Annotated in this window: 19 protein-coding genes; 8 read left to right on the top strand and 11 right to left on the bottom strand. The window is 72.3% G+C overall.

Annotation, left to right across the window (positions count from 1 at the left end; all coding sequences use genetic code 11):
* Positions 1 to 22: 22 nt before the first annotated feature.
* Positions 23 to 1654: a benzoylformate decarboxylase gene (gene mdlC / locus ACK1X7_RS02875; RefSeq protein WP_390794347.1), complete on the top strand. Its 1632-nt coding sequence runs from the start codon at positions 23 to 25 to the stop codon at positions 1652 to 1654.
* A gap of 7 nt (positions 1655 to 1661) precedes the next feature.
* On the top strand, positions 1662 to 2438 hold the full coding sequence (locus ACK1X7_RS02870; protein WP_390794346.1) for an ABC transporter ATP-binding protein: 777 nt from the start codon (positions 1662 to 1664) through the stop codon (positions 2436 to 2438).
* On the opposite strand, the gene ACK1X7_RS02865 is transcribed toward ACK1X7_RS02870, so the two are convergent.
* On the bottom strand, positions 2435 to 5113 hold the full coding sequence (locus ACK1X7_RS02865; protein WP_385156254.1) for a carbohydrate-binding protein: 2679 nt from the start codon (positions 5111 to 5113) through the stop codon (positions 2435 to 2437). The genes ACK1X7_RS02870 and ACK1X7_RS02865 overlap by 4 nt on opposite strands.
* Positions 5114 to 5405: 292 nt before the next feature.
* Between ACK1X7_RS02865 and ACK1X7_RS02860 the strand changes: the two genes are divergently transcribed.
* Together ACK1X7_RS02860 and ACK1X7_RS02855 are read left to right on the top strand one after the other, a co-directional pair.
* The gene (locus ACK1X7_RS02860) at positions 5406 to 6029 is read left to right on the top strand and encodes a TetR/AcrR family transcriptional regulator (RefSeq protein ID WP_390794385.1); all 624 of its coding nucleotides are present in this window, start codon (positions 5406 to 5408) and stop codon (positions 6027 to 6029) included.
* Positions 6026 to 7261 (top strand): cytochrome P450, encoded by a 1236-nt coding sequence (locus ACK1X7_RS02855; RefSeq protein ID WP_390794344.1) that lies wholly within the window; start codon positions 6026 to 6028, stop codon positions 7259 to 7261. Before ACK1X7_RS02860 ends, ACK1X7_RS02855 begins: the two co-directional genes overlap by 4 nt.
* On the opposite strand, the gene ACK1X7_RS02850 is transcribed toward ACK1X7_RS02855, so the two are convergent.
* The 3 genes from ACK1X7_RS02850 to ACK1X7_RS02840 all read right to left on the bottom strand — a co-directional run bounded on the left by ACK1X7_RS02850 (position 7237) and on the right by ACK1X7_RS02840 (position 9629).
* On the bottom strand, positions 7237 to 7512 hold the full coding sequence (locus tag ACK1X7_RS02850) for a non-oxidative hydroxyarylic acid decarboxylases subunit D (protein WP_385156249.1): 276 nt from the start codon (positions 7510 to 7512) through the stop codon (positions 7237 to 7239). The genes ACK1X7_RS02855 and ACK1X7_RS02850 overlap by 25 nt on opposite strands.
* A 62-nt stretch (positions 7513 to 7574) precedes the next feature.
* A complete protein-coding gene (locus ACK1X7_RS02845) occupies positions 7575 to 8999 on the bottom strand; it encodes a non-oxidative hydroxyarylic acid decarboxylases subunit C (protein WP_390794343.1) in 1425 nt (474 codons plus the stop codon).
* 36 nt (positions 9000 to 9035) lie between these two features.
* Positions 9036 to 9629, bottom strand: a complete 594-nt coding sequence (locus tag ACK1X7_RS02840) for a non-oxidative hydroxyarylic acid decarboxylases subunit B (protein WP_385156243.1) — start codon at positions 9627 to 9629, stop codon at positions 9036 to 9038.
* A gap of 137 nt (positions 9630 to 9766) precedes the next feature.
* Here ACK1X7_RS02840 and ACK1X7_RS02835 point away from each other — a divergent pair, with 137 nt between their 5' ends.
* Positions 9767 to 10657, top strand: coding sequence for a helix-turn-helix transcriptional regulator (locus ACK1X7_RS02835; RefSeq protein ID WP_385156240.1), 891 nt, complete (start codon positions 9767 to 9769; stop codon positions 10655 to 10657).
* Positions 10658 to 10832: 175 nt separating this feature from the next.
* Here the strand turns inward: ACK1X7_RS02835 and ACK1X7_RS02830 are convergent, their stop codons facing one another.
* Positions 10833 to 12893, bottom strand: a complete 2061-nt coding sequence (locus ACK1X7_RS02830; protein WP_413114595.1) for a phosphocholine-specific phospholipase C — start codon at positions 12891 to 12893, stop codon at positions 10833 to 10835.
* 401 nt (positions 12894 to 13294) lie between these two features.
* Between ACK1X7_RS02830 and ACK1X7_RS02825 the strand changes: the two genes are divergently transcribed.
* The gene (locus ACK1X7_RS02825) at positions 13295 to 14101 is read left to right on the top strand and encodes a SigB/SigF/SigG family RNA polymerase sigma factor (RefSeq protein WP_385155138.1); all 807 of its coding nucleotides are present in this window, start codon (positions 13295 to 13297) and stop codon (positions 14099 to 14101) included.
* Between the two features lie 54 nt (positions 14102 to 14155).
* Here the strand turns inward: ACK1X7_RS02825 and ACK1X7_RS02820 are convergent, their stop codons facing one another.
* Positions 14156 to 14365, bottom strand: a complete 210-nt coding sequence (locus tag ACK1X7_RS02820) for a TraR/DksA C4-type zinc finger protein (protein WP_385155141.1) — start codon at positions 14363 to 14365, stop codon at positions 14156 to 14158.
* A 121-nt stretch (positions 14366 to 14486) separates the two neighbouring features.
* Here ACK1X7_RS02820 and ACK1X7_RS02815 point away from each other — a divergent pair, with 121 nt between their 5' ends.
* Positions 14487 to 15599 carry a CapA family protein gene (locus ACK1X7_RS02815; RefSeq protein WP_385155144.1) on the top strand — a complete coding sequence of 371 codons (1113 nt, stop codon included), beginning with the start codon at positions 14487 to 14489 and terminating at the stop codon, positions 15597 to 15599.
* A 10-nt stretch (positions 15600 to 15609) separates the two neighbouring features.
* Here the strand turns inward: ACK1X7_RS02815 and ACK1X7_RS02810 are convergent, their stop codons facing one another.
* The 5 genes from ACK1X7_RS02810 to ACK1X7_RS02790 are packed head-to-tail and all read right to left on the bottom strand — an operon-like array spanning position 15610 to position 20809.
* Positions 15610 to 16629 carry a lysylphosphatidylglycerol synthase transmembrane domain-containing protein gene (locus ACK1X7_RS02810; protein WP_385155147.1) on the bottom strand — a complete coding sequence of 340 codons (1020 nt, stop codon included), beginning with the start codon at positions 16627 to 16629 and terminating at the stop codon, positions 15610 to 15612.
* A gap of 21 nt (positions 16630 to 16650) precedes the next feature.
* On the bottom strand, positions 16651 to 17868 hold the full coding sequence (locus tag ACK1X7_RS02805; RefSeq protein ID WP_413114594.1) for a glycosyltransferase 87 family protein: 1218 nt from the start codon (positions 17866 to 17868) through the stop codon (positions 16651 to 16653).
* On the bottom strand, positions 17865 to 19352 hold the full coding sequence (gene mptB / locus ACK1X7_RS02800) for a polyprenol phosphomannose-dependent alpha 1,6 mannosyltransferase MptB (RefSeq protein WP_413114593.1): 1488 nt from the start codon (positions 19350 to 19352) through the stop codon (positions 17865 to 17867). The genes ACK1X7_RS02805 and mptB overlap by 4 nt, the downstream gene beginning before the upstream one ends.
* A 21-nt stretch (positions 19353 to 19373) precedes the next feature.
* The gene (locus ACK1X7_RS02795; RefSeq protein ID WP_390794339.1) at positions 19374 to 20615 is read right to left on the bottom strand and encodes an NAD(P)/FAD-dependent oxidoreductase; all 1242 of its coding nucleotides are present in this window, start codon (positions 20613 to 20615) and stop codon (positions 19374 to 19376) included.
* Complete coding sequence (locus ACK1X7_RS02790) at positions 20612 to 20809, bottom strand: ferredoxin (RefSeq protein ID WP_078638382.1); 198 nt, start codon at positions 20807 to 20809, stop codon at positions 20612 to 20614. Before ACK1X7_RS02790 ends, ACK1X7_RS02795 begins: the two co-directional genes overlap by 4 nt.
* Positions 20810 to 21159: 350 nt before the next feature.
* Here ACK1X7_RS02790 and ACK1X7_RS02785 point away from each other — a divergent pair, with 350 nt between their 5' ends.
* Positions 21160 to 23106 (top strand): FUSC family protein, encoded by a 1947-nt coding sequence (locus tag ACK1X7_RS02785; RefSeq protein WP_390794338.1) that lies wholly within the window; start codon positions 21160 to 21162, stop codon positions 23104 to 23106.
* Positions 23107 to 23198: the final 92 nt, after the last annotated feature.

The following is a 23198-nucleotide window of genomic DNA, read 5'->3' as shown; positions in this document are numbered from 1 at the left end:
ACCCAGCCGAGGAGGTGGCCCCATGGCCGCGCCCCCCGCCCACCCACCGACCACCACGGTCCGCGAGGCGGTGCTGGCACTGTGCCGCGCCACCGGCATGACGACCGTCTTCGGCAACCCCGGCTCCACCGAACTGCGGATGTTCCGCGACTGGCCCGAGGACTTCCGCTATGTGCTCGGACTTCAGGAGTCGACCGCCGTCGCCATGGCCGCGGGCCACGCCCTGGGCACCGGGCGGGCGGCGCTGGTCAGCCTGCACTCCGCCGGGGGCGTCGGCCACTCCCTGGGCGCGGTGTTCAACGCCTACCGGGACCGGGTGCCGGTGGTGATCATCGCGGGCCAGCAGTCCCGTGCGCTGCTCCCGCTGCGGCCCTTCCTCGGCGCCGACGAACCGGCCCAGTTCCCGCGTCCCTACGTGAAGTTCAGCAGGCAGCCGGAGCGGGCCGCCGATGTGCCCGCCGCGCTCGCCGAGGCCCACCGCGTCGCCATGAGCCACCCCCGGGGCCCGGTCTTCCTCTCCGTACCGGAGGACGACTGGGACCGCCCCGCCGAGCCGGTCGCCCCGCGCACCGTCCACGGCGGCTACACCGCCGACCCCGGCGCGCTGGCCGGTCTCGCCCGCGCGCTCGACGCGGCGGCCCGCCCCGCGCTGGTCGCAGGGCCCGGAGTGGACGACGAGCACGCCGTACCCGAAGTGGCCGAACTGGCCGAGCGGCTGCGGGCCGCGGTGTGGATCAGCCCGCTCTCCGGACGCTCCGGCTTCGACGAACGCCACCCGCTCTTCCAGGGCTTTCTGCCACCCGTCGCCGACCAACTGGCGGAGCGGCTGGCTCCCTACGATGTGGTGGTCGCGCTCGGGGCCCCGCTGTTCACCTACCACGTGCACACCGAGGGCCCGCCGCTCGCCGAAGGCACCGCGCTGTACCACCTCGACTGCGATCCCGCGCAGGCCGCGTGGCTGCCCGTGGGCACCAGCATCGTCACCACCCTCCGCCCCGCGCTGCGCACCCTCACCGATCTCGTCCAGCCCTCCGATCGGCCCGCGCCGGAGCCGCGGCCCGCCCCCGAGCCGCTGCCCGCCTCGGCCGAGGACATCTCGCCCGAGCTGGTGATGGAGCTGCTCCGCGAGCGACTGCCCCGGGACACCGTCCTGGTGGAGGAGACCCCCAGCCACCGCGACGCCCTCCACGCCCGCCTCCCCATCAGCGGCGCGGGCCGCTTCCTCACCACCGGCAGCGGCGCGCTGGGCTGGGGGCTGCCGCTCGCGGTCGGACGCGCCCTGGCGGACGGCGAACGGGTGGTGTGCGTGGTCGGCGACGGCTCGGCGCTCTACTCGGTGCAGGCCCTGTGGACCGCGGCCCGGCACCGCGCCCCGGTGACCTACCTCCTGCTCGACAACGGCGGCTACGGCGCGGTCAAGGCGCTGGGCCGCCGCATCGGCATCACCCCCGTGCCGGGCACCGAGATCGGTGGCATCGACTTCGCCGCCCTCGCCGGGTCCTTCGGCTGCCCGGCCGACCGGGTGGAGCGGCCCGACGACCTTCCCAAGGCCCTTGACCGGGCCCTCGCCCTCGGCCGCGACGACGGCCCGCTGCTGCTCCAGATCCGGGTCCCCGCCGACGACTCCCCGGCGTACGAACCCTGGGCCCGGTGAGGCGGACATGCTGCGGATCGACCACCTCAGCCACCGCTACGGCGACGGCCCCGAGGTGCTCCAGGACATCGAACTCACCGTCCTCGACGGTCAGTTGCTCACCCTCGTCGGGCCCTCCGGCTGCGGCAAGTCCACTCTGCTGCGCTGTGTCGCGGGCCTCGTCCGTCCCTCCGCCGGGCGGATCACCCTGGACGGGGAGGTGGTGGACGGTGTCCCGGACCGGCTCGGTGTCGTCTTCCAGGACTACAGCCGCTCCCTCTTCCCCTGGCTTACGGTGCGGGAGAACGTGGCCCTTCCGCTGCGGCGGCGCGGACTGCCCCGCGCGCAGCGCCATGCGGCGGCGGTGGCCATGCTGGAGCAGGTGGGCCTGGCCGACGCCGCCCGCCGCCACTCCTGGCAGTTGTCGGGCGGAATGCAGCAGCGCGTCGCCCTCGCCCGCGCCCTGGCCGCCCGGCCCGCGCTGCTGCTGATGGACGAGCCGTTCGGCGCGCTGGACGCCCAGACGCGGGAGGATCTGGAGGATCTGCTGCTGCGGCTGCACCGGGCCCAGGGGATGACGACTGTGCTGGTCACCCATGACATCGACGAAAGCGTCTACGTGGCCGACCGGGTGGTGGTGCTGGCCCCGGGCCCGGGCCGGGTGCGGGCGGATCTGCCGGTGGCGCTGCCCGCCGACCGCGACCAGATCGCCACCCGGGGGCTGCCCGAGTTCATCGCACTGCGGACGGAGGTGGGGCGCGCCGTGCGCCAGGGCGCCGCCACGACCCCACCTCCTCGCGCCTAACGCAACGTCAGCCAGTCCACGGCGGCAACCCGGTGGCCACCCGTGGCGACGAGATAGACATCATGGGAGCCGGTCACCGTACGGGGGAGGCGCACCGAACGCTCCCGCCACTCGTCCGTGCCACCGGTCCCGCGCACCGGAAGCGTGGCCGCCACCGCTCCGTCCGGGGAGTCCAGGCGCAGCCGCAGGGCGCAGTCCCCGCAGCCGCCGGACGCCAGCCGCACCGTCAGCGTGTCCGCGCCCGCACCGAACCGCACACCCCGGAAGCCGATGGCGTCCCCCTGCCCGAGGACCGAGGTGGCCGCCTCGCCGCGCTCGGCGCCCCGGACCACCTCGGCGCGCTCCGCCTGCAAGGTGGCGGCCGCGTCGGGGCCGTCGGCGTAGAGCCGGATCTCGTTCACCGCCCAGGGGTTCTCGCCCGGCGCCGTCAGCTCGATCCGCAGATAGCGGGCGGTGTGCTGCGGGAAGACCGCGTCCTGGGTGAAGGAGCGGCCGCTGACCCGGGCCACCGGCGTGCCCCAGTGGTCACCGTCGCGGCTGACCGAGACGGTGAAGCCATAAGGGTGCCCGGTGGCGTCCATCCCCGCGTCGATCGCCATCCGGCCGAAGGTTTTCGCGGTGCCCAGATCCACGGTGAGCGACTGACCGGAGGACTGGGGCGCACTCCCCTTCCACTGGGTGGTCTGGACCCCGTCGACGGCGGCCGAGGCATCGGCGCCACCCGAGGCGGTCGCCTTCCAGCCGTCGTTGCGGACCCGGGTCTCGCAGCCCGGCAGCCGGCAGCCGGACGACCAGATGGGCGCCCCGTATTCATACGCGCCCTGGTCCGGCCCGTCCCCCCGGACCTCGCCGGTCACCCCGTCCACGGTCTCACCCGCGTCGATGGCGGGGGAGCCCGGGCGCGGCCACAGCTCGCCGTTGCGCGCGTCGGTGTAGCGCGGATCCGTGGGCGGCAGCAGGTTGTTCCGTACCACCGGGGCCGGATCGCCGGGGCCGGAGATCTCCATCGGCCCGAGCGCCACGTCATTGCTCACATACGTGCCCGTGGCGTCGGTCGCCCCGCTCAGCCGTACGGCGGTGGTCACCCCGAGCCCGTAGGAGGAGTGGTGGTCGCGGTTGCCGAGGCTGACCCCGCTGTGGCCGTTGTAGAAGGTGCCACGCGCCCCGGTGTTGTACGCCACGTTGTGGTGCAGCAGGAACTGGCTTGAGGAGTTGTCGATGTAGTAGCCGACCTGGCCGTCCGCGTCATGGACGGTGTTGTGGTCGACGCTGGTGCCCTTGGCGTCCAGGTTGCAGCACACATAGAACGGGCTGCCGTCACGTGAGGTGCGCATCGCCTCGGAGAGGTCGTTGTAGGCGATCCGGTTGTCGTGGAAGGGCACGCCGTTCAGTTGCCAGGCGGTGTCGATGCTCGCCCGGCCGGTGCGCCGGATGGTGTTGTGGGTGACGCTCTGGCCGCTGCCGTTGATCTCGATACCGGGGGTGTAGCTGCCCATCCAGCCGACGTCGTGGATGTAGTTGCCGGTGACGGTGTTGCCGCTGCCGCGCAGCAGCACCCCCGTACCGGCGGAGTAGCCGATGTCGCTGTCGCGCAGGGTGTTGCCGTTGCCGAGGATCTGGACACCGGAGTTGAGCACCCGCGAGGCGACGATGTGTCCCTCGCCGGGCGGGATGGCCAACTCGTCGTCGCGCGGCATGGGGAGCGTGGAGAACTCCGAGATGTAGCGCGCCCGCACCCCCTCGACCAGCACACCGGTGCTGTCCGCGCCGGTGCGCAGCGAGGTGCCCCACAGGTCGAGGCCGCGCACGGTGACATGCGAGCTGTGCGAGAGGTCCACGCCCCAGCTCTCGTGTTTCGCGGTCACGGTGTGGCCCGTGACACCGCCCTCGGGCGGGACCAGATACAGGCGGCGCGCGTCCTTGTCGTAGTACCACTCACCGGGCTGGTCGAGCGTGGCCTTGGCGCCCACCAGGTAGTAGTTGCGGTAGTTCTGGTCGCCCATGCACAGCGGGGTGCAGCGGTAGTTGCCACCGGTGAAGTCCAGCGCACCGGCCTTGGTGGCGGTCACCGTGCCGGTCTGCTGGCTCCATGGGTTGGAACCGGCCCACAGATGGACGGTGGCGCCGGTGAAGTCGCCGTCCGGCAAATCCGGGTCGTCGATGTGCTGATCGGTGGAGGAGCGCTCGGCCACCGCCCAGGACGGATTGAGCGGATCGGGGCCGGAGTTGGGCCAGCGGCCCTCCATGGCGCGTTCGCCGTCCAGGAACAGCGCGTTCTCGCTGCGGTCGAGCGGAAGGTCCACATCGGCGGCCACCAGACCGCCGCCCGCGTCCCGCCAGCCGGTGACGGTCCTCGTCCCGTCCACCGTGACCGTGCCGTCGCCGTACGCGGCGAGGGTGATCGGGGCGTCCTTGGTGCCCGAGGGCGGGGCGACGCGCTCCTGGTAGCGGCCGCGGTGGATCAGACAGGTGTCCCCGGGCCGGACCTGTTCGGTGCAGCGGCCGATGGTGCGGAACGGATGGAGCGAGCTGCCGCTGTCGCGGTCGGCGCCCCAGGTGGCGACGTGAAACGTGCGCCCCTGGTGCCGTCCTTCGGCCGATGCGGCGCCCGGCAGCGCGGTCAGGACCGCCGCTGCGGCGGCGACCACGGATATGCGCCTGAGCGCGGATCTCATCTACAGCCTCCCCGGTTGGGATTCGACCGCAACGTAGGAGAAACATCGGATGGGGTCAACGGCTGGGGAGGAAATGGCTGGAGGTGTGGCCGAGAGACTAGGGAAGATTTCGCGCTTAGTTGGCTCTATCACCCCAAAGGGAGTCGATAACAGATCCGATGTCTCGATAGGTTGCTTGTTTAATTCGTGTGTTTTAAAGTGGCGGCGGAAGCGCTCACCGGAACGATCGGGACGGGAGGCCGCGGTGGCCGAAGCACGCACTGTCCGCTCCACCGGGACCCGCGAAGCCATCATGGCCGCCGCGGAACGGCTCTACGCCGAGCACGGCCTGGTCGCGGTGTCGAACCGTCAGATCAGCGAGGCGGCCGGACAGGGCAATGTCGCCGCGGTCGGCTATCACTTCGGCACCCGGGCGGATCTGGTGCGCGCCATCATGGGCAAGCACTCCGAGGCGATCGAGCGGATCCGGCAGCGGATGCTGGACGAGACCCGCGGCAGCCGGGAGGTCCGGGACTGGGTCGCCTGCCTGGTGCGCCCCGCCCCCGAGCACCTGGCCACCCTCGGCCTCCCCTCCTGGTACGCCCGGTTCGCCGTCCAGGTGATGACCGACCCCCTGCTGCGGGCGATCGTCACCGACGAGGCCCTCACCCGGGAACCGTTGCGGGAGACCCTCTATGGCCTGGGCCGCTGCCTGGACGCGCTGCCCGCCGAGGTGCGGGCCGAACGCGGCGACATGGCCCGCCAGTTGATCACCCACACCTGCGCCGAACGGGAGCGCGCCCTCGCCGAGGGGACCAGTACCCGCCAGCCGTCCTGGGATGACACGGCCGGCGCGCTGACCGACGCCATCACCGGCCTGCTCCTCGCCCCCGTCACCCCCCGTTCCTCAGCCAAGGAGGCCCGGACCACCCCATGACCCCCTCGCCCGTGACCGGCGACGCGCCGGCCGAGATCCCCGCCTTCCCCCAGCCGCGCGCCGCGGCCTGCCCCTTCGACCCGTCCCCGGAGCTGCGCGGCCTGGCCCAGTGGGGCCCGCTGACCCGGGTCCGGTCCTGGAACGACAGCACCCCCTGGGTGGTGACCGGCCACGCCGAGCAGAAGACCCTGCTCTCCGACTCCCGGCTCAGCGCCGACTTCTCCCACCCCGGCTTTCCGAGCCCCGTCCCGCATACCGGCGGCAAGCGGGAGGCCACCGACCTCAGCTTCGTCGGCATGGACGATCCGGAACACGCCCGGCTGCGCCGCATGGTCAGCGGCGCCTTCACCATCAAGCGGGTCGAGGCGATGCGCCCCGTCGTCCAGGAGATGGTGGACGACTTCATCACCCGCATGCTGGCCGGGCCGAAACCGGCCGATCTGGTCCAGGCGCTCGCACTGCCACTTCCCTCGCTGGTGATCTCCGAGATGCTGGGCGTCCCGTACGAGGACCACGCGTTCTTCCAGACGAACAGCAAGGTCCTCGTCTCCGCCGTGGCCACACCCGAGGAGCGCGGGGCCGCGCACACCAACCTCTACGAGTACCTGGACCAGTTGGTGGCGGAGAAGCTCGCCAAACCGGGTGACGATCTGCTCTCCGGCCTCGGCCGGCAGATCGCCGCGGGCGATTTGACCCGCCGTGAGGCCGCCGCGATGGGCGTGCTGCTGCTCCTCGGCGGACACGAGACCACGGCCAACATGATCACCATGGGGACGCTGCTGCTGCTCCAGCACCCCGAACAGCTCGACCGCGTCCGCGAGGCCGACGACCCCAAGGTGATCGCCTCCGCGGTGGAGGAACTCCTGCGCTACCTCAGCGTCGTCCACCTCGGACGCCGCCGGACGGCGCTGGAGGACATCGAGATCGCCGACCGGACCATCCGGGCCGGTGAGGGAGTGATCCTCCTGGGCGAACTGGCCAACCGGGACGCGGCCGTCTTCCCCGAACCGGACCGGCTGGACATCGGCCGGGACGCCCGCCACCACCAGGCGTTCGGCGTGGGCACCCATCACTGCCTCGGCCAGCCGCTGGCCCGGATGGAACTCCAGGTGGTCTACCCCACCCTCCTGCGCCGCGTCCCCACCCTGCGGATGGCCACGGACCTGGCGGACATCCCCTTCAAGTACGACGCGGTGATCTACGGAGTCTACGAACTCCCCGTCACCTGGTAGCCGCCCCGGCGCAGGGCTCGCAGCGGCGGAACGGCAGGGACCTCCGGCGCGGTGCCGATGTCCTCGGGCGTCAGCATGAACTCCTCGGGGTAGGCGTCGCGCCGGGTGCGCCGGGCGGGCTCGCTGGTGCGCCACATGTACAGGCACCGCCCGCACTGGAGCACCTCCCAGACGCCGGGGACGGGTGAGCCGGTGATGTGCTCGATCGTCTCGTGGGCACAGCGCGGGCACAGGGGCATGGTGTCGGACATCCGAAGTCCTTCCGTGGTGTGAGGTGGCGTGGGATGGCGTGGGATGGCGCGGGGTGGTGTGGTCAGCGGGCGGCGGTGAGCCCCCGCAGCCGGGCCAGCCACTCGGCCGTCTCGGGCAGATCGCGCACCTGGGTGCCGTAGGTGCCGCGGCGGTCGGGGGCGACGGGGGTGGTGGCGTCGATGATGAGCTTGTCGGTGATACCGGGCGTGATGGCCTGCGGGGCCAGTTCCAGCACCGACAGATTGGGGATCTGGACCAGATCGCCGGCCGGGTTCATCTTCGTGGACAGCGCCCACATCACCTGGGGGAGGTCGAACGGGTCGACGTCCTCGTCCACCACGATCACGGTGGCCGCGTAGCCGAGGCCGTGCGGAGTGGTCAGCACCCGCATGCCGACGGCCTTGGCGAAACCGCCGTAGCGCTTCTTGGTGGACACGATGACGACCAGCCCATGGGTGTACATCGCGTTGACCGCCTGGACCTCCGGGAAGTCGTGGCGCAGTTGCTGGTACAGCGGCACACAGGTGTTGGCGGCGATCAGATAGTCCACCTCGGTCCACGGCATGCCGAGGTAGAGGTGTTCGAAGATCGGGCCGGTGCGGTACGAGATCCGGTCGATGCGGATGACGGGCATGTTCCGGCCGCCGGAGTAGTGGCCGGTGAACTCGCCGAACGGCCCCTCGATCTCGCGCTTGCGGCCCTCGATGACGCCCTCGATGACCACCTCGCTGCCCCATGGCACGGGCAGCCCGGTGAGCGGGGCCCGGGAGAGCGGGGCGGGAGCGCCGCGCAGGGCGCCGGCCAGCTCGTACTCGTTCTGTTCGTACTCCATCGGGGTGGACGCCACGATGGAGATCACCGGTTCGTTGCCGAGCGTGATGGCCACGGGCAGGTCCTCGCCCCGCTCCTCGGCGGTGTGCAGATGCTGGGCGATGTCATGCATCGGCACCGGCTGGATGGCGAGCGCCCGCCTGCCCTTGACCTCGATACGGTAGATGCCGACGTTCTGCTTGCCGCTGTGCTCGGGGTCGGCGGGGTCCTTGGAGACCACGGCCGCCTTGTCGATGTAGAAGCCGCCGTCGCCGTCGTTGAGCCGGATCAGCGGCAGCACCCGGAAGATGTCGGCGTCCTCGCCCTCCAGGGTGTTCTCGGCCCACAGCGGATTCTCGCGCCACTCGGGGGCGAGGGGGAAGGTGTCCCAGCGGCGGATGAACTCCTCGACCTGCTCCTTGGTGCCGGTCTCCTTGGGCAGCCCGAGCGCGAGCGCGTGATTGGCCCAGGAGCCGTGCACATTGAGCGCGATCCGAGCGTGGGTGAAGCCCTTGACGTTGTCGAAGAACAGGGCGGGGGCGTGGCCGCCCAGGCGCGGGGCGGCGTTCGCGGCGGCGGCGATGTCCGGCTCCGGCATCACCTCGTCGGCGATGTGCAGCAGTTGGCCCTCCTTCCGGAGGGTGTCGAGAAAGCCGCGGAAGTCGTCGTAGGGCATGGAAACTCCAAGTGGGGGCAGAGGCGGGGGAGGGGATCAGGCGGCGGTGTGCTTCGGGCCGCGGGCGGCGCGCATGCCCTCCCACCGCTTGGCGGCGGGTGCGGGCAGGTCGAACTGGTCGAGGAGGCGGGCGGTGAGGTGGTCGACGATGTCGTCCACCGACCGGGGGTGGTTGTAGAAGGCGGGCATGGGCGGGACCATCCGTACGCCCATCCGGGAGAGCGCCAGCATGTTCTCGAGGTGGATCTCGCTGAGCGGGGTCTCCCTCGGTACGAGGACGAGCCTGCGCCGCTCCTTGAGGACCACGTCCGCGGCGCGGCCCACCAGACCGTCGGCGTATCCGGCGCGGATCCCGGCGAGGGTCTTCATCGAGCACGGCGCGATGATCATGCCGTCGGTGCGGAAGGAGCCGGAGGAGATGGTGGCGCCCTGGTCCTCGGGGGAGTGCGTCACCTCGGCGAGCTCGGCCACCTCGCGGGCGGACCGGCCGGTCTCCAGCTCGATCGTGGTGCGCGCCCAGCGGCTGAGCACCAGATGGGTCTCGACCTCGGGCAGCTCGGAGAGGGTCTCCAGCAGGCGGACACCGAACACGGCACCCGTTGCTCCTGTCATGCCCACGATCAATCGCATGGTGGCGTGCTCCCTCGGCTGCGGTCGGTGGAAGGGGGAAGCGGTGATTCGGTGACTCTTTCGGTCACCCGTTCATCGCAACGCACTCCACGCTAGATGCGGACCACGGGACACCAGCCGTACACTGAGGACGCGCTATGGACAGAAACGGACACCGTGATGTCACCGAGGTTCCGTTCCGGCCCTCCGTGGGAGCCCCGCCGGGAGCGGCCGTCCTGGATTTCCCCGGGCTGGCCGCCCGCGCCCGCAGCCATGGCCTCGATGTCCACGCCCCGATGCGGCTCGCCTTCCACCAGGTGATCGCCGTGCGCTCGGGGAGGCTGCGCTGCTCGGTGGACTTCACCGAGCACGAGCTGACCGAGGGCGGCTGGATGTGGGCGCGCCCCGGGCAGATCCACCAGTTCCGCTCCCCGCTCGGCGCCGCGGAGGGCGCCGCCGTGCTCTTCCCGCCCGGCTATCTCGGCACCGCCACCGCCGCGGTCGCCCGGCTGGACCGGCCCGCCTCGCGGTCCCCGCTGGTGGTTCCCGAAGGCGCCGACGCCGAGGCCGTCCGCGGTGTCCTGGACCTCCTGGAGGGCGAGTACCGGGCGGTCTCCGGGCCGCTGGAGGCGCATGTCGAGGTGGTGCGGCATCTCGTCGCCGTCCTGGTGCTGCGGCTGGCCCATCTGCCCGGCGCCCAGAGCGGGGACACGGCGGCCAGTGAGGCGTTCCGCCGCTTCCAGCAGGCCGTGGAGCGCGACTACACCCGCACCCACCGGGTCGAGGACTACGCGGCCCGGCTGGGCTACAGCGTCCGCACCCTGACCCGCGCCACCCGCGCCACCGCCGGATGCGGCGCCAAGCGATTCATCGACGACCGGGTGCTGCTCGAGGCCAAGCGGCTGCTGGTGCACACCGATTTGTCCGCCACGGCCATCGGTGAGCGGCTCGGCTTCCCGGACGCCACCGTCTTCACCAAGTTCTTCCGCCGCCGGGCGGGCGAGACCCCGGCGGGCTTTCGTACCCGTGCCTCGGGCACCCGGCACTGACGCACGGTGCCCGCACGAGTGCGATACGAGGCGTAGGAGAGGCCGTACGGGGTGCCTGAGCGCCGTTGGCGGCGTACGGGGGCTATGAGGGCCGTACGCGGCGCGGAGACGCACGCGCGCCCGTCCGGCGGGGAGCCGCCGGACGGGCGCGCGACGAGGGGCCGCCGGCGGTGGTTCAGTCCGCCGAGAGCGCGGGGTCGCTCATCCCCGCACGGCCGGTCTCCACATGCCCGGCCAGCCGGCGCAGATAGCCGCTGTCGTGGTCGGAGACCACCGACAGGTCGTACCACTGGTGGCTGCGCCCGGTGCGCACGGTGTGCACCACCCGCGCCCCCGGCCGGAGCCGGTAGTGCGCCGGCTTCTCCTCGCCGTAGCCGTCCGTGACGGTGAGCCGCACCGTCGCGTCGCCCTGGTTGACCAGGGTCAGCCTGACCTCGCCGGTCGACCGGTCATGACGGGCGCTCACCTCGGGGCCCGTGCCGGTGGCGTGGCCGGTGAAGTGGCGCAGGAAACCGGCCGGACCGTGCACCTGGAAGTCATAGGCGCCCTGGTCCGCCGAGGAGCGCTGCCAGTTGCCCGACAGCCGCTTGCCCGCCTCGACGGTGTAGCCCCACGGCCCGCCCGCATGGCTCGCGGAGGTCACGTGGAAGTGCGCCCCGGCGTCCCGGCCGTGGTTGACGAAGTCGACCCGAAGGCCGCCGTCGGCGGCGGTCGTGGCGTCGGCCGACAGCTCGTACGGCAGCGGCCGGGCGCGGCGCAGCCCGGGCTCCTGCCGGGGCAGCGAGGGGTGCTCCGGGAGCGTCGGCACATAGTCGGGGTGCCGCTCGTTGTCCTTGGGCCGGTAGCCGCTGGTGTCCGGCATGGCCGGGACCTTCACATCGGTCCGCGAGAAGTCGAAGGCCGCGGTCAGGTCACCGGACACCGCCCGCCGCCACGGCGAGATGTTCGGCTCCTCGACGCCGAAGCGCCGCTCCATCAGCCGGATGACCGAGGTGTGGTCCAGCGTCTGCGAGCACACCCAGCCGCCCTTGCTCCACGGCGACACCACGAGCATCGGCACCCGCTGACCCAGCCCGTACGGGCCCGCGGGCTGCGCGGAGGAGCCGGGGAACAGCTCCCCGGTGGTGTCCACGGTCGAACCGCCCCGCTTGTCGCCGGGCGCGTACGGCGGCATCACATGGTCGAAGAAGCCGTCGTTCTCGTCGTAGGTGATGAGCAGCGCGGTCTTGCTCCACACCTCGGGGTTGGCGGTGAGCGCGTCCAGCACCTGGGCGATGTACCAGGCGCCGTAGTTGGCGGGCCAGTTGGGGTGCTCGGTGAAGGCTTCGGGCGCCGCGATCCAGGAGACCTGGGGCAGCTTCCCGGCCTTCACATCGGCCCGCAGGATGTCGAAGAAGCCGTCGCCGTTCTTGGCGTTGGTGCCGGTGCGGGCCTTGTCGTACAGCGGGTCGCCGGGGGAGGCGTTGCGGTACTGGTTGAAGTAGAGCAGGGAGTTGTCGCCGTAGTTGCCGCGGTAGGCGTCGTCGATCCAGCCCCAGCCGCCGTCCGCGTCCAGCCCGTCGCCGATGTCCTGGTAGATCTTCCAGGAGATCCCGGCCTTCTCCAGGCGCTCGGGGTAGGTGGTCCAGCCATAGCCGGCCTCGGCGTTGTCCAGCACCGGGCCGCCGCCCTTGCCGTCGTTGCCCGTGTAACCGGACCACAGGTAGTAGCGGTTGGGGTCCGTGGAGCCGATGAACGAGCAGTGGTAGGCGTCGCAGATGGTGAAGGCGTCGGCCAGCGCGTAGTGGAAGGGGATGTCCTCACGCGTCAGATACGCCATGGTGGTGGCCGACTTCGAGGGGATCCACTTGTCGTAGGCGCCGTCGTTGAACGCGACATGGCCATCGCCCCAGCCATGCGGCAGGTCCTGGAGGAACTGCAATCCGAGGTCGTTCACCTCGGGCCGGAACGGCAGCACCTCCTTGGAGCCGTCCGACTGATGCCACACCGGCTTGCCGTTGGGCAGCCGCACCGGCCGTGGATCGCCGAATCCCCGCACCCCGCGCAGGGTGCCGAAGTAGTGGTCGAAGGAACGGTTTTCCTGCATCAGCACCACGATGTGCTCGATGTCCCGCAGACTGCCGGTCCGGCGTTTGGCGGGTATCTCCGCGGCGCGCGCGATGCTGGCGGAGAGCAGGGAGGTGGCCGCACCGGCCCCGGCCAGTTGCATGAATCGTCGACGATCGAAGGAGGTCATGGCACTCCGGATTTCTATGGCGTTGGGAGGGGAAGTAGCGGAATCGGTGCAGTCTGTTCCCCCGGGACGGTACGGACAACGGCAAATGGGCGAAACGGCGGGAAAGCCTCCGTAAATCTTGATCGCGGGCCGAAACCTTGCCGCGCCTCCCGCGCATGCCTCCGTCGGCTTCTATCAGCGCCTCCCGGGCCGTTGTGACGCACGCCGCACCGGATGAGCCGGTATCCGCCGGGGCGAACTCCGTTTCGCGGAGCCGAGGACGGGCACGCGAGCAGTGTGCTTCGGACCGGAGGCACGCCACGGGAGCATCCCGGCTGTGCGAGGCGTGTTCACGGTCGCCCGAGTTGTCTGGAATGTCCTCCTGTGGTGACACCGACAACAGCCAAGGGAGGCACCGGCTCATGACGTCCGCTCAAGCACACCCCCGAGCCCATCCCAAGCACACGCACCACGACGCCCCCGACACCTCCGGCGCGTTCCGCCGGATCGCCGAACTGCCGGACGGCTCGGAGAAGGAGGCCCTGCGGGAGGAAGTGGTCCGGGCCTGGATGCCGATGGCCGAGCGCATCGCCTCGCAGTACCGCAACCGCGGTGAAACGCCCGAGGATCTGCGGCAGGTGGCCATGGTCGGTCTGGTCAAGGCGGTCAAGCGCTATGAGCCGGACCGGGGTTCGGCCTTCGAGAGCTACGCCGTCCCGACCGTCGTCGGGGAGGTCAAGCGGCATTTCCGCGACCATATGTGGGGCCTGCATGTGCCGCGCCGGGTCCAGGAACTGCGCAACCAGGTCCGCACCGCCGTCCAGGAGCTGACCCGCTCACCCGACGACCGTTCCCCCAGCGTCAAGGACATCGCACGGCACACCGGCATGGCCGAGGAGGACGTCCTCATCGGCATGGAGGCGCTCGAGAGCTTCCGTACGCTGTCGCTGGACGCCGCACTGCGCGGCGCGGACGACGGCTACGCGCTGCTGGACACCCTCGGCTCCACCGAGTCCTCCTACGAGCGGGTCGTCCAGCGCGAATCCCTCAAGCCCTGTCTGCGCAGGCTCCCCGAGCGCGAGCGGGAGATCCTCTACCTGCGGTTCTTCTGCGACGAGACCCAGAGCCGGATCGCCCGCCGGCTCGGCATCTCCCAGATGCATGTCTCCCGGCTCATCAACCGCACCTGCGCCCGCCTGGGCGAGGAGGTCGGCGCGCGTGCCGCGTAGCGACCGCGCCCCCGGCGACCGTCCAGAACCCAGACGCCGTGAGCGGGACGCGCCTCATCCGCCCGGTCCCGCCTCCCGCTCCTCGGCGCATACGACGCACAACTCCGCGTGGGGCAGCGCCGGCGACCGCTCCCGGCGCTGAGGCCGGCCGCACCGCGTGCAGATCCCGAAGGATCCGGCGCGCGGCCGGTCGAGCGCCGCGGCGGTCCGCTCCAGCAGGGCCTCATCCGCCTCCGCGCGCGTGCGCGGTTCCCGGAGCGTCATGGCCTTCGCACCCGTGTCCCCGTCTCCGCTCTGTTCATCCGCCGCACCTCCCTGTGCGTCCGCACCCCGGGTCCCCGCCGTGGCCACGGTCACTCATGGCGGGCCATGCGATCGTTGAGATATGCGCGGCACGGCGGTGACGCTGTTCCTCTGCGGCGATGTGATGCTCGCCCGCGGTGTGGACCAGATCCTGCCGCACCCCGGCGACCCGGAGCTGCACGAGCCCTTCATCCGCGACTCCCGCGCCTATGTCGAGCTGGCCGAGGAGGCGAACGGCCCGATCCCGCGCCCGGTCGACTTCCCCTGGCCCTGGGGCGACGCGCTGGAGGTACTGGACGAGGCGGCACCCGATGTGCGGGTGCTCAACCTGGAGACGAGCGTGACCCGCAGCGATGAGTTCGCCCCCGGGAAGGACGTCCACTACCGGATGAGCCCGGACAACCTCCCCTGCCTGACCGCGGTCCGGCCCGATGTCTGCGTCCTGGCCAACAACCATGTGCTCGACGGCGGCCGGCGCGGGCTGGAGGAGACACTCGACACCCTGGCCGCCGCCGGACTCCGGGTGGCCGGAGCGGGCCGTGACGCGGCCGCCGCGCGGCGCCCCGCCGTCGTCCCGGCCGGTGACCACCGCCGGGTGCTGGTGTTCTCGTTCGGCGCGGCCTCCAGCGGCATTCCGGACCGGTGGGCCGCGACCGGGGACCGGCCCGGGGTCGACTTCCTGCCCGATCTCACCGACGCCCGCGCGGCCGCGATCACCGACCGCGTACGGCGGCTCAGCCACCCCGGGGACATCGCTGTCGCCTCGGTCCACTGGGGCGGCAACTGGGGATACGGCGTCTCACCGGAACAGATCCACTTCGCCCACGCCCTGATCGACGGCGGTGTCGACCTCGTCCACGGCCACTCCTCCCACCATCCCCGCCCGCTCGAGGTGTACCGCGGCAAGCTGATCCTCTACGGCTGCGGCGATGTGGTCGACGACTACGAGGGCATCGGCGGCTACGAGCGGTACCGCGACGATCTGCGGCTGCTCTACTTCCCCGCGGTGGACCCGGACACCGGCCGTCTGATGAGCCTGCGCATGGTGCCCCTGCGGTCACGGCGGATGCGGCTGGAGCACACCGGCCACGAGGACGCGGCATGGCTGGGCGCGACCCTCGACCGCGCCGGGGCGGGCCTCGGCTCGCATATCGACGTCCGGCCCGACGACGTCCTCACCCTGCGCCCGCCCTGACCCCACCGGGTCAGACGATCTTCGAGCGCACCAGCCCGCCCAGCACCAGCGCCCCGGGGATCAGCGGCAGCCACACCGTGATGAAGCGGTACGCCAGCACCGTGGACGTGGCCGCCTCGACCGGCGCCCCCGCTGCGACCAGCGCGATGACCAGCGCCGCGTCGACCGAGCCGATACCACCGGGGGAGGGGACGACCGCGGCCACCGCCGTGGCGGCCAGATACGCGAGCATCACATGCGCCGGCCGTACCTCGAGCTCCAGCGCCAGGGCGACCGCCACCAGCCCCGCCGCCTGTAGCAGCGGAAACGCCAGCGAACCGCCCCACAGCGCCAGCGCCCTGGACGGCCGCATGTGCAGCGACCGGGCGTCGGCCATCGCGGTGCGGAGAAACCTCACCACGATCCGGCGCACCGGACGGATCAGCGCCACGCCGGCCACCAGCGCCCCGGCCGCCACCACCGCGCCGGCCACCACCATCCCGCTCACCGACTCCGGGAGCAGCGGGCCCAGCCGCAGCGCCTGGGGAAACACCAGGAGCAGCACCACCAGCAGCCCCACCCGGGTCGTGGCCTCCGCCAGGAAGTACAGGGCGAGCGCAGCCGAGGAACGGGCGGGCGGCAGCCCGCAGCCCGTCATGAACCGGATGTTCACCGCGCTCGCGCCGATCCCCGACGGCAGCAGATGATTCGCCGCTCCCGCGGCGAACTGGGTGGCGAACAGCCGCCTGGCCGGCAGCCGCTCCAGCACCGTGCCCTGCCGGGCGAACGACACCGCCACCCAGCCGAGCCCGGTCGTGGCCACCGCCGTCAGCAGCCAGTACGGATTGGCGGTGAACATCTGACGGGCGCCGGAGCCGATCAGTGACCGGTGCTGGACCACCCAGTAGCCGACGACGAGCAGCGGCAGCAGGCACAGGATCTGGCGCAGCGGAAGCCGCCGGAGCAGGGCCCAGCGCCCCGCCCGCTCCTCGGGCTGCTCCACGGGCTGGTCCAGCGGCTGCCCCGTGGGGCACGGCATCACGTCAGGCATCGGTCCGGACACTCCTGTCGTTCATGGGGTACGTGCCGGATACGGCTCTTGGCTCAGCATGTTCGCGGAACGCGCGCCGCGCAGCGGGAGCGCGATCAGCAGGACGAGGCAGATCCACACATAGGCGTTGCTGCCGAGGAAGCCGTCCACCCCGGTGGAGTCGAACCGCCACAGCCACACCACGCTGCTGCACAGGAGCACGTACACCACCGCACAGACCCGGAGCAGCAGCCTGCGCCGGGCCGGTGACGCGTCCGGCCGCAGCCCGCTGTCGACGAGCACCGCCAGGGCCGGAATCAGCCAGACCAGATGGTGCACCCAGGTGATCGGGCTGATCAGACAGGCGGCGACCCCGGTCAGCGCGAATCCGGCCCGCTCGTCCCCGGCGGCCGCCGCGCAGCGCACCCGGTGCGCCCAGATGGCCAGCACGGCGAGCACCCCGAGCGCCCACACCACCCCGCTCGGCGGCACCGGGTCGACCAGCCGGGCCAGCACCCCTTCCCACGACTGGTTGGAGACGTAACTGAGTACACCGATCCGTTTGGTGTCCCACAGCGCCTCGGTCCAGTAGACCCGGGAGGCCCCCGGCGCGACCGCCAGGGCGAGCAGGGTGGCCGCCGCGGCGGTGGCCGTGGCCGTCGCGGCGGCGCGCCACCGCCGGGTGATCAGCAGATAGCCGATGAAGATCGCCGGAGTGAGCTTGATGGCGGCGGCGAGCCCGATACCGCAGCCGGCGAACCGGCCACGCCCCGTGGACAGCAGCCAGGCGTCGAAGAACACCAGCACCAGCAGCAGCAGATTGACCTGCCCGAAGCTGAAGGTGTCCCGCACCGGCTCCAGCAGCGCGAACAGACAGGCCGCCACCACGAAGGCGAACCACTTGTTCCAGCCGTGCCGGCGGACGATCGGCCCGATCAGCCAGGTCAGCAGGGTGGCCGAGGCGGCCACGTTGAGCACCATGCTCAGGGTGATCGCGGTCGGCCAGTCGAACAGGGCCATCGGCAGCATGCACAGCGCGGCGAAGGGCGGATAGGTGAAGCCGTAGTCGGCCCCGTCCGCGCCGGGGATGGTGAAGTCGTAGATCCGGCCGTCCCGCAGCCAGTGGCCCACGGCGCCGTAGTAGACGTTCAGGTCGAACCAGTCCCGGTGCAGCGGGACGAAGGCCAGGAAGAGCCCCACCGCCACGGTGAGGGCGAGCGCCAGTACCAGCCGTCCGCGAGGTGTGGTGGGTCCCGTCATGCCGAACGCTCCGATCGGTGGCCGCCGTGGACGGCGGAGAGCGGAGTGCCGGTGCCGAACCCCGGTGCGTGCCGTACGCACCACAGCGCGCACACCGCCAGCACGCCCCCGCACACGGCGAACGTCAGTTGCCGCGAATCCGGTGCGAATCCATTGGGCAGCACGGCCAGTGTGAGCACCCCGCTCCCGCCCACCACCGCCTTGCGCACCGTTCCGCCCGGCCCGGCCGCCGCGATCACGAACAGTCCCCACAGCACGTACCAGGGCCGGATCGCCGGGCCCAGTACGGCCACCGCTATCAGGCTCAGCCCCAGCGCGTACACGGGCCGGGGACGGGGTGGACGCAGCCAGGCGACCCCTATGGCCACGGCGGTGGCCAGCAGCCCCAGACCGTGCCACGCGGGCGCGGCCAGCGGAGCCAGCCCGCTGCCGACGGCCTCCAGCAGGGCGCCGGTGGCACGGCCCAGGGTGCTGGTGAGCGCCCAGTTGTCCGGTGAGGCCGGGGTGGTGAGCGCCGAGATCCAGCCGTAGCCGGTGCCGGTGACGGCCGTCGCCACTCCGGTGGTGGCCAGGGCCAGCGCCCCGGTGGCCGCCACGGCGCCGACGCGGCGCCTGCGGCCCTCCATCCGGCGCGCCCACAGCGTGGCCACCGCCAGCAGCCCCAGCGCGGCCGGAGCCTTGACCAGGGCGGCGAGCGTGACCAGCACCGCGCCACAGGCCGGCCATCGGCCCGTCGCGGCCACCAACCCGGCCCCGAGCAGCCCGAGCATCACGGCATCATTGTGCGCCCCGCCCACCAGATGCAGCAGCAGGAGCGGGTTGAGCCCCCCCAGCCACAGGGCGGCACTCGGGTCGGTGCCGCAGCGGCGGGCCAGGATGGGCAGCGCCAGAACCATCACCGCCACACCGAGCAGCGCGATCAGCCGCAGCCCGATCACCCCGAGCGACGGCTCGGCGCGCGAGGCGTGGGCGACGGCGGATTCGAAGGCCAGTGAGACCGGGCCGTACGGCGTCGGGGTGTGCTGCCACACCGGCGCCACCTGTTCCGCCAGCGGCCCGCCGAGGCGTATGGGGCCGTGGGTGTAGACATCGATGCGGGCGTGCACCATGGCGCCCTGGGCGAGATAGCTGTACACATCCCGGCTGAACAGCGGCGGCCCGGGCAGCAGCGGAGCCGCCCAGACGGCGAGCGTGAGCAGCAGGGAGCGGGGGCCGGGCGGGCGCGGTCCGCGCACCTCGCGCCCCAGCAGCCACCATGCCGCGACCAGCAGCACCAGCCCGAAATAGGTGCTGATCAGCCCGAGCGCCTCTCTCCCGGAGTCAGGGGTGAGGGCATCCCCCACCGGCAGCGCTCCGGCCGCCGCTCCGCCCGCCGCCAGGGCCACTGACCCAGCGAGGCCGAGAAGCCGGCAGTGGCCCGGAGCGACGGCGACACCTTGGACGAGAACACGACGCAGCACCCTGCCAGGGTCGCGAAAGCGCATGGCCGGAAATTGACGTCGCGGTCACCGGAGACTGGCCGAGAGGTGTCGGCCGGGCCACACCGCGGGCGGGGCGGGCAGGATCGATGTCCAAGGTGCGCGGTCGACCACGAGTTGACGCAGTTTGCGCAGCTCGCACGGGCTGTTCCAGCCGAGCACCCCGACCACCCGGCCCCGGTGCCCGTAGGCCACGACGAAGTGGCCGCCTTCGAGCTCGCCGTGGAGTACCGCGAGTTCGGCATCGGCGGGGAATATGCCGTACGCCTGGATATGGGCGTCGTACTGATCGGTCCAGAAGTACGGCACGGGGGCGAACGGCTGGCCTGCGCCGAGCACATTGCGGGCGACGGCCTGGGCCTGTTCCGTGGCGTTCAGCCGGTGTTCCAGCCGCATCCGGCAGCCGAAGTGGTCGTTGTGCCACGAGGCGACATCACCGGCCGCGTAGACACCGGGCGCGGCACGGCAGGTGGGATCGCATTCGACCCCGTTGCCCAGCTCCAGTCCGGATCCGGCCAGCCAGCCGACCGCCGGGGCGGCGCCGATGGCGACCACCACGACATCGGCGTCCAGCAGCGTGCCGTCGGTCAGCTCCAGACCGGTCACCCGGCCGCCGGACTCGAAGAACCGCCGCACCCCGGTGCCGCAGCGCATGGACACGCCGTTCTTCGTGTGCAGCCGCCCGACGAGACCGGCGATCCGGTCGCCGAACTGCCGCCGCATCGGCACCGGCCGCGGGTCGATCATGGTGACGTCCAGCCGCATCCGGCGGGCCGCCGCCGCGGCCTCCGAGCCGAGGAAGCCCGCGCCGACCACCGCCACCTTCACATCGGGCTTGTGGCGCAGATCGGCGCGCAGCGCGAGGGCGTCGTCGAGGGTGCGCAGCAGATGCACCCCGGCCAGATGGTGGGCTCCGGGCAGGCTGTTGGGGGTCACCCCGGTGGCGATGACCAGGGCGTCGTAGGAGACGCTGCCGCCGCCCTCCAGCACCACCCGGCGGGCGGCGGTGTCCAGACCGGTGGCGGACCTGCCGAACAGCAGCCGTGCGTCGAGGTCGGACAGCTCCTCGTCGGTGCGCAGCTTGATCCGGTCCGGCTCCCAGGTGCCCGCCAGGATCTGCTTGGACAACGGTGGCCGGTTGTAGGGGGTGTGCGGCTCGTCGCCGATGAGGGTGAGCCTTCCCTCGTATCCCAGGGTGCGCAGCGTGACGGCCGCGGTGAGCCCCGCGACCGAGGCGCCCACGACCACGACGTTCCCCGGTGTGTTCACGCGTCGGCCAGGGCGATGGCCAGGGCGGGGCAGACGGCGGCCGCTTGACGCACGTCGTCGTGCAGTTCCGCCGGCGGTCGCTCGTCGAGGAGGACGGCGACACCGTCCTGGTCCCGCTGGTCGAACACGTCCTGGGCGGCGAGTACGCACTGCCCCGAGGCGACGCATTTGTCCTGATGCAAGGTCACCTGCATGGCGTTCTCCGGCACTGGGGGATCAACGGAAGGCGGTTACCAGACGAATGTTCGGTAACGGGCGCAAGGGAGGCTAGTTCTCCTGCGTACCCAGCACAACACGCTCCGCAAGAAGCTGGCCACGCAGCGAGACATATGAGCCTGGCATGTGCACCCCGGGCAGACCGTCCGGTCGGACCGGGGAAGCTGTCCAAACCACCAGGTCACACCCGGGTATCCGGGTCGCGGGGCGCCGTGGCGCGAGGTGGGGCATCAGCGCCTCACATGGCGGAAATACGCAGGTTACGAAAGTTCCGCATAGCTCACGTACGGTTCGAAGAGCCCCACGATTTCCACCTCACGGAGGATCCTTGCGCACGCTGCCCACACCGCCCGACTGGCTGACGCACCCCCTGCGCGGGGCGCGGACGCTGCGGGACCCCATACCCTGGGCGGCGGTGGCCCGCGGAGCCCTCGGCGTGGGGCCGGTGGTGGCCGTCGGCGTGGCGTCGGGACATCTGCCCTTCGGGATGCTCGCCGGGCTAGGGGCCATGTTCGCCCATGTCAACGACCGCCCCGCCACCCGCGCCACCCGGATCGTGCGCATCGGCCTGCCCGCCCTCGCCGGGGCGATCGGCCTGCTGACCGGGGCCTGGCTGGGCACGCTTGGCCTCGGGATGGGGATCGCGCTCGCCCTCGCCGCCGTCGGACTGGTCTCCGGCGCGATCAGCGCCATCGGGCCGGTCAGCTCCGCCGCCGGGGTGCAGTTGATGGTGCTCGCCGTGGTCGGCGCGGGCATGCCCGTCCCGGTGCCCCCGCCGGTCAAGGCGGGCCTGCTGTTCATCGGCGCCATATGGGTGATCGCGATGGCCACGCTGCTGCCGCGCGTCATCCCCGCACGCCAGACCGCGCCCTTTGATGAACGGGAGACGGTGGCCGCCGTGTACGACGCCCTGGCCGACCTGATGACGGCGGTCGGCACCGACGGCGGCCAGGCCGCCCGGCGCCGGCTGACCGCCGCCTACGACGCCGCGTACGAGGCCCTCTACGCCCACCGGCTCCCCTTCCACCGCCTCGACGAGGAGGAGCGGCGGCTGCGCGACCGGCTGGCGGTGGCCGGAGCACTCAGCGAAGGCGTCCTGACCCTTCTGTGGGAGAACGAACCGGTGCCCGGCCGCATCGCGCGCACCCCCGCCCAACTGGCCCGCTCGGTGCGGACCGGACTGCCACCGGGCCGGCTGCCCGCCCCCGTACCCGACTCCGCGGGCAATGTGGCCATGCACCGGGCCGTGCTGCTCGCCGCCCGGGTCTTCGACGGCGAACCGGCGCCCCCTGTCGGCGCGGTCGTCCCCGGCCACCGGCAGCGGCTGCGCCGCGCGCTCGGCCCGGCGGGCCGGGAGTACGCCGCCCGGGTGGCGCTGTGCGTGGGCGTCAGCACCGTGCTCGCCCAGCAACTGCCGGGCGAGCACTGGTACTGGCTCCCCGCCACCGCCGCCTTCCTGGTCAAGCCGGACATGGGCCCGCTGGTCTCCCGGGCCCTGTCCCGCGCCCTCGGCACCGCCGTGGGCGTGGCCGTGTTCGGCGGGCTCGCCATGCTGTTCGGCCCCGGCGCGGGCGTCAGCCCCGATGCGGGCGCCCCCGCCATCTGGCCGGTCGTCGTCGCGGCGGTCTGCTCCGCGCTGATCCCCGTCTCCGTACGCCACTTCGCCCTTCAGACCGCCGTGCTCACACCGCTGCTGCTGTCCCTCGTCTACCTCGGCGGCGACACCGACCCCGGGTTCACCCGGCTCACCGACACGCTGCTGGCCTGCGGTGTGGTGCTGGCCGCCGGGGCGCTGCCCGGGCTCGGCGGCCCGCGCGCCCAGGTCTCCGTACGGCTGTCGCTCGCCGTCCGCGCCACTCGCGATCACCTGGACCGGGTGCTGACCGCCGAAGCGCCGTACGCCACCCGGCTGCGGCTGCGCCGCGAGGCGTACCGGGCCCTCGCCGACGCGCGCAGGGCGGTGGAGGTGGCCGGCGCCGAACACCCGCCGTTCGGCCGGGACCTGGCGGCATGGGCGCCGGTGGTCTTCGCCCTGGAGGAGATCGTGGACGCGGTCACGGCCTGCGGCGTACGGCTCGATCAGGGCGCCCCGCAGCCCGAGCCCGCCCTCGCGGCCCGGCTGCGGGCCGCGCTGTCCGACCTGGCCGACGCCGTCGCCGCCCGCCGCCCCCCGACGGACCTCGTCCTGCCCGCGGGGGCGGCGGTGGGAGACTGCGCGACCCTCGCCGATGTCACCGCCGGGCTGCGCCGGGTCCGCGACCTGGCGGCGGGCTGAGCCCGCGCACCGGGGTGGCGGCGCGCACTGCGGTGCCCCCATCCTTTCCCGTGCACACGTCCCCGCCGCTGTCTCGGCGGCCCCGGCAGCGC

It is taken from the genome of Streptomyces sp. CY-1, from assembly GCF_047218265.1.
Taxonomy (GTDB): domain Bacteria; phylum Actinomycetota; class Actinomycetes; order Streptomycetales; family Streptomycetaceae; genus Streptomyces; species Streptomyces niphimycinicus.
The sequence above is the reverse complement of the archived record's forward strand: the minus strand, read 5'-3'. Positions and strand labels throughout refer to the sequence as shown.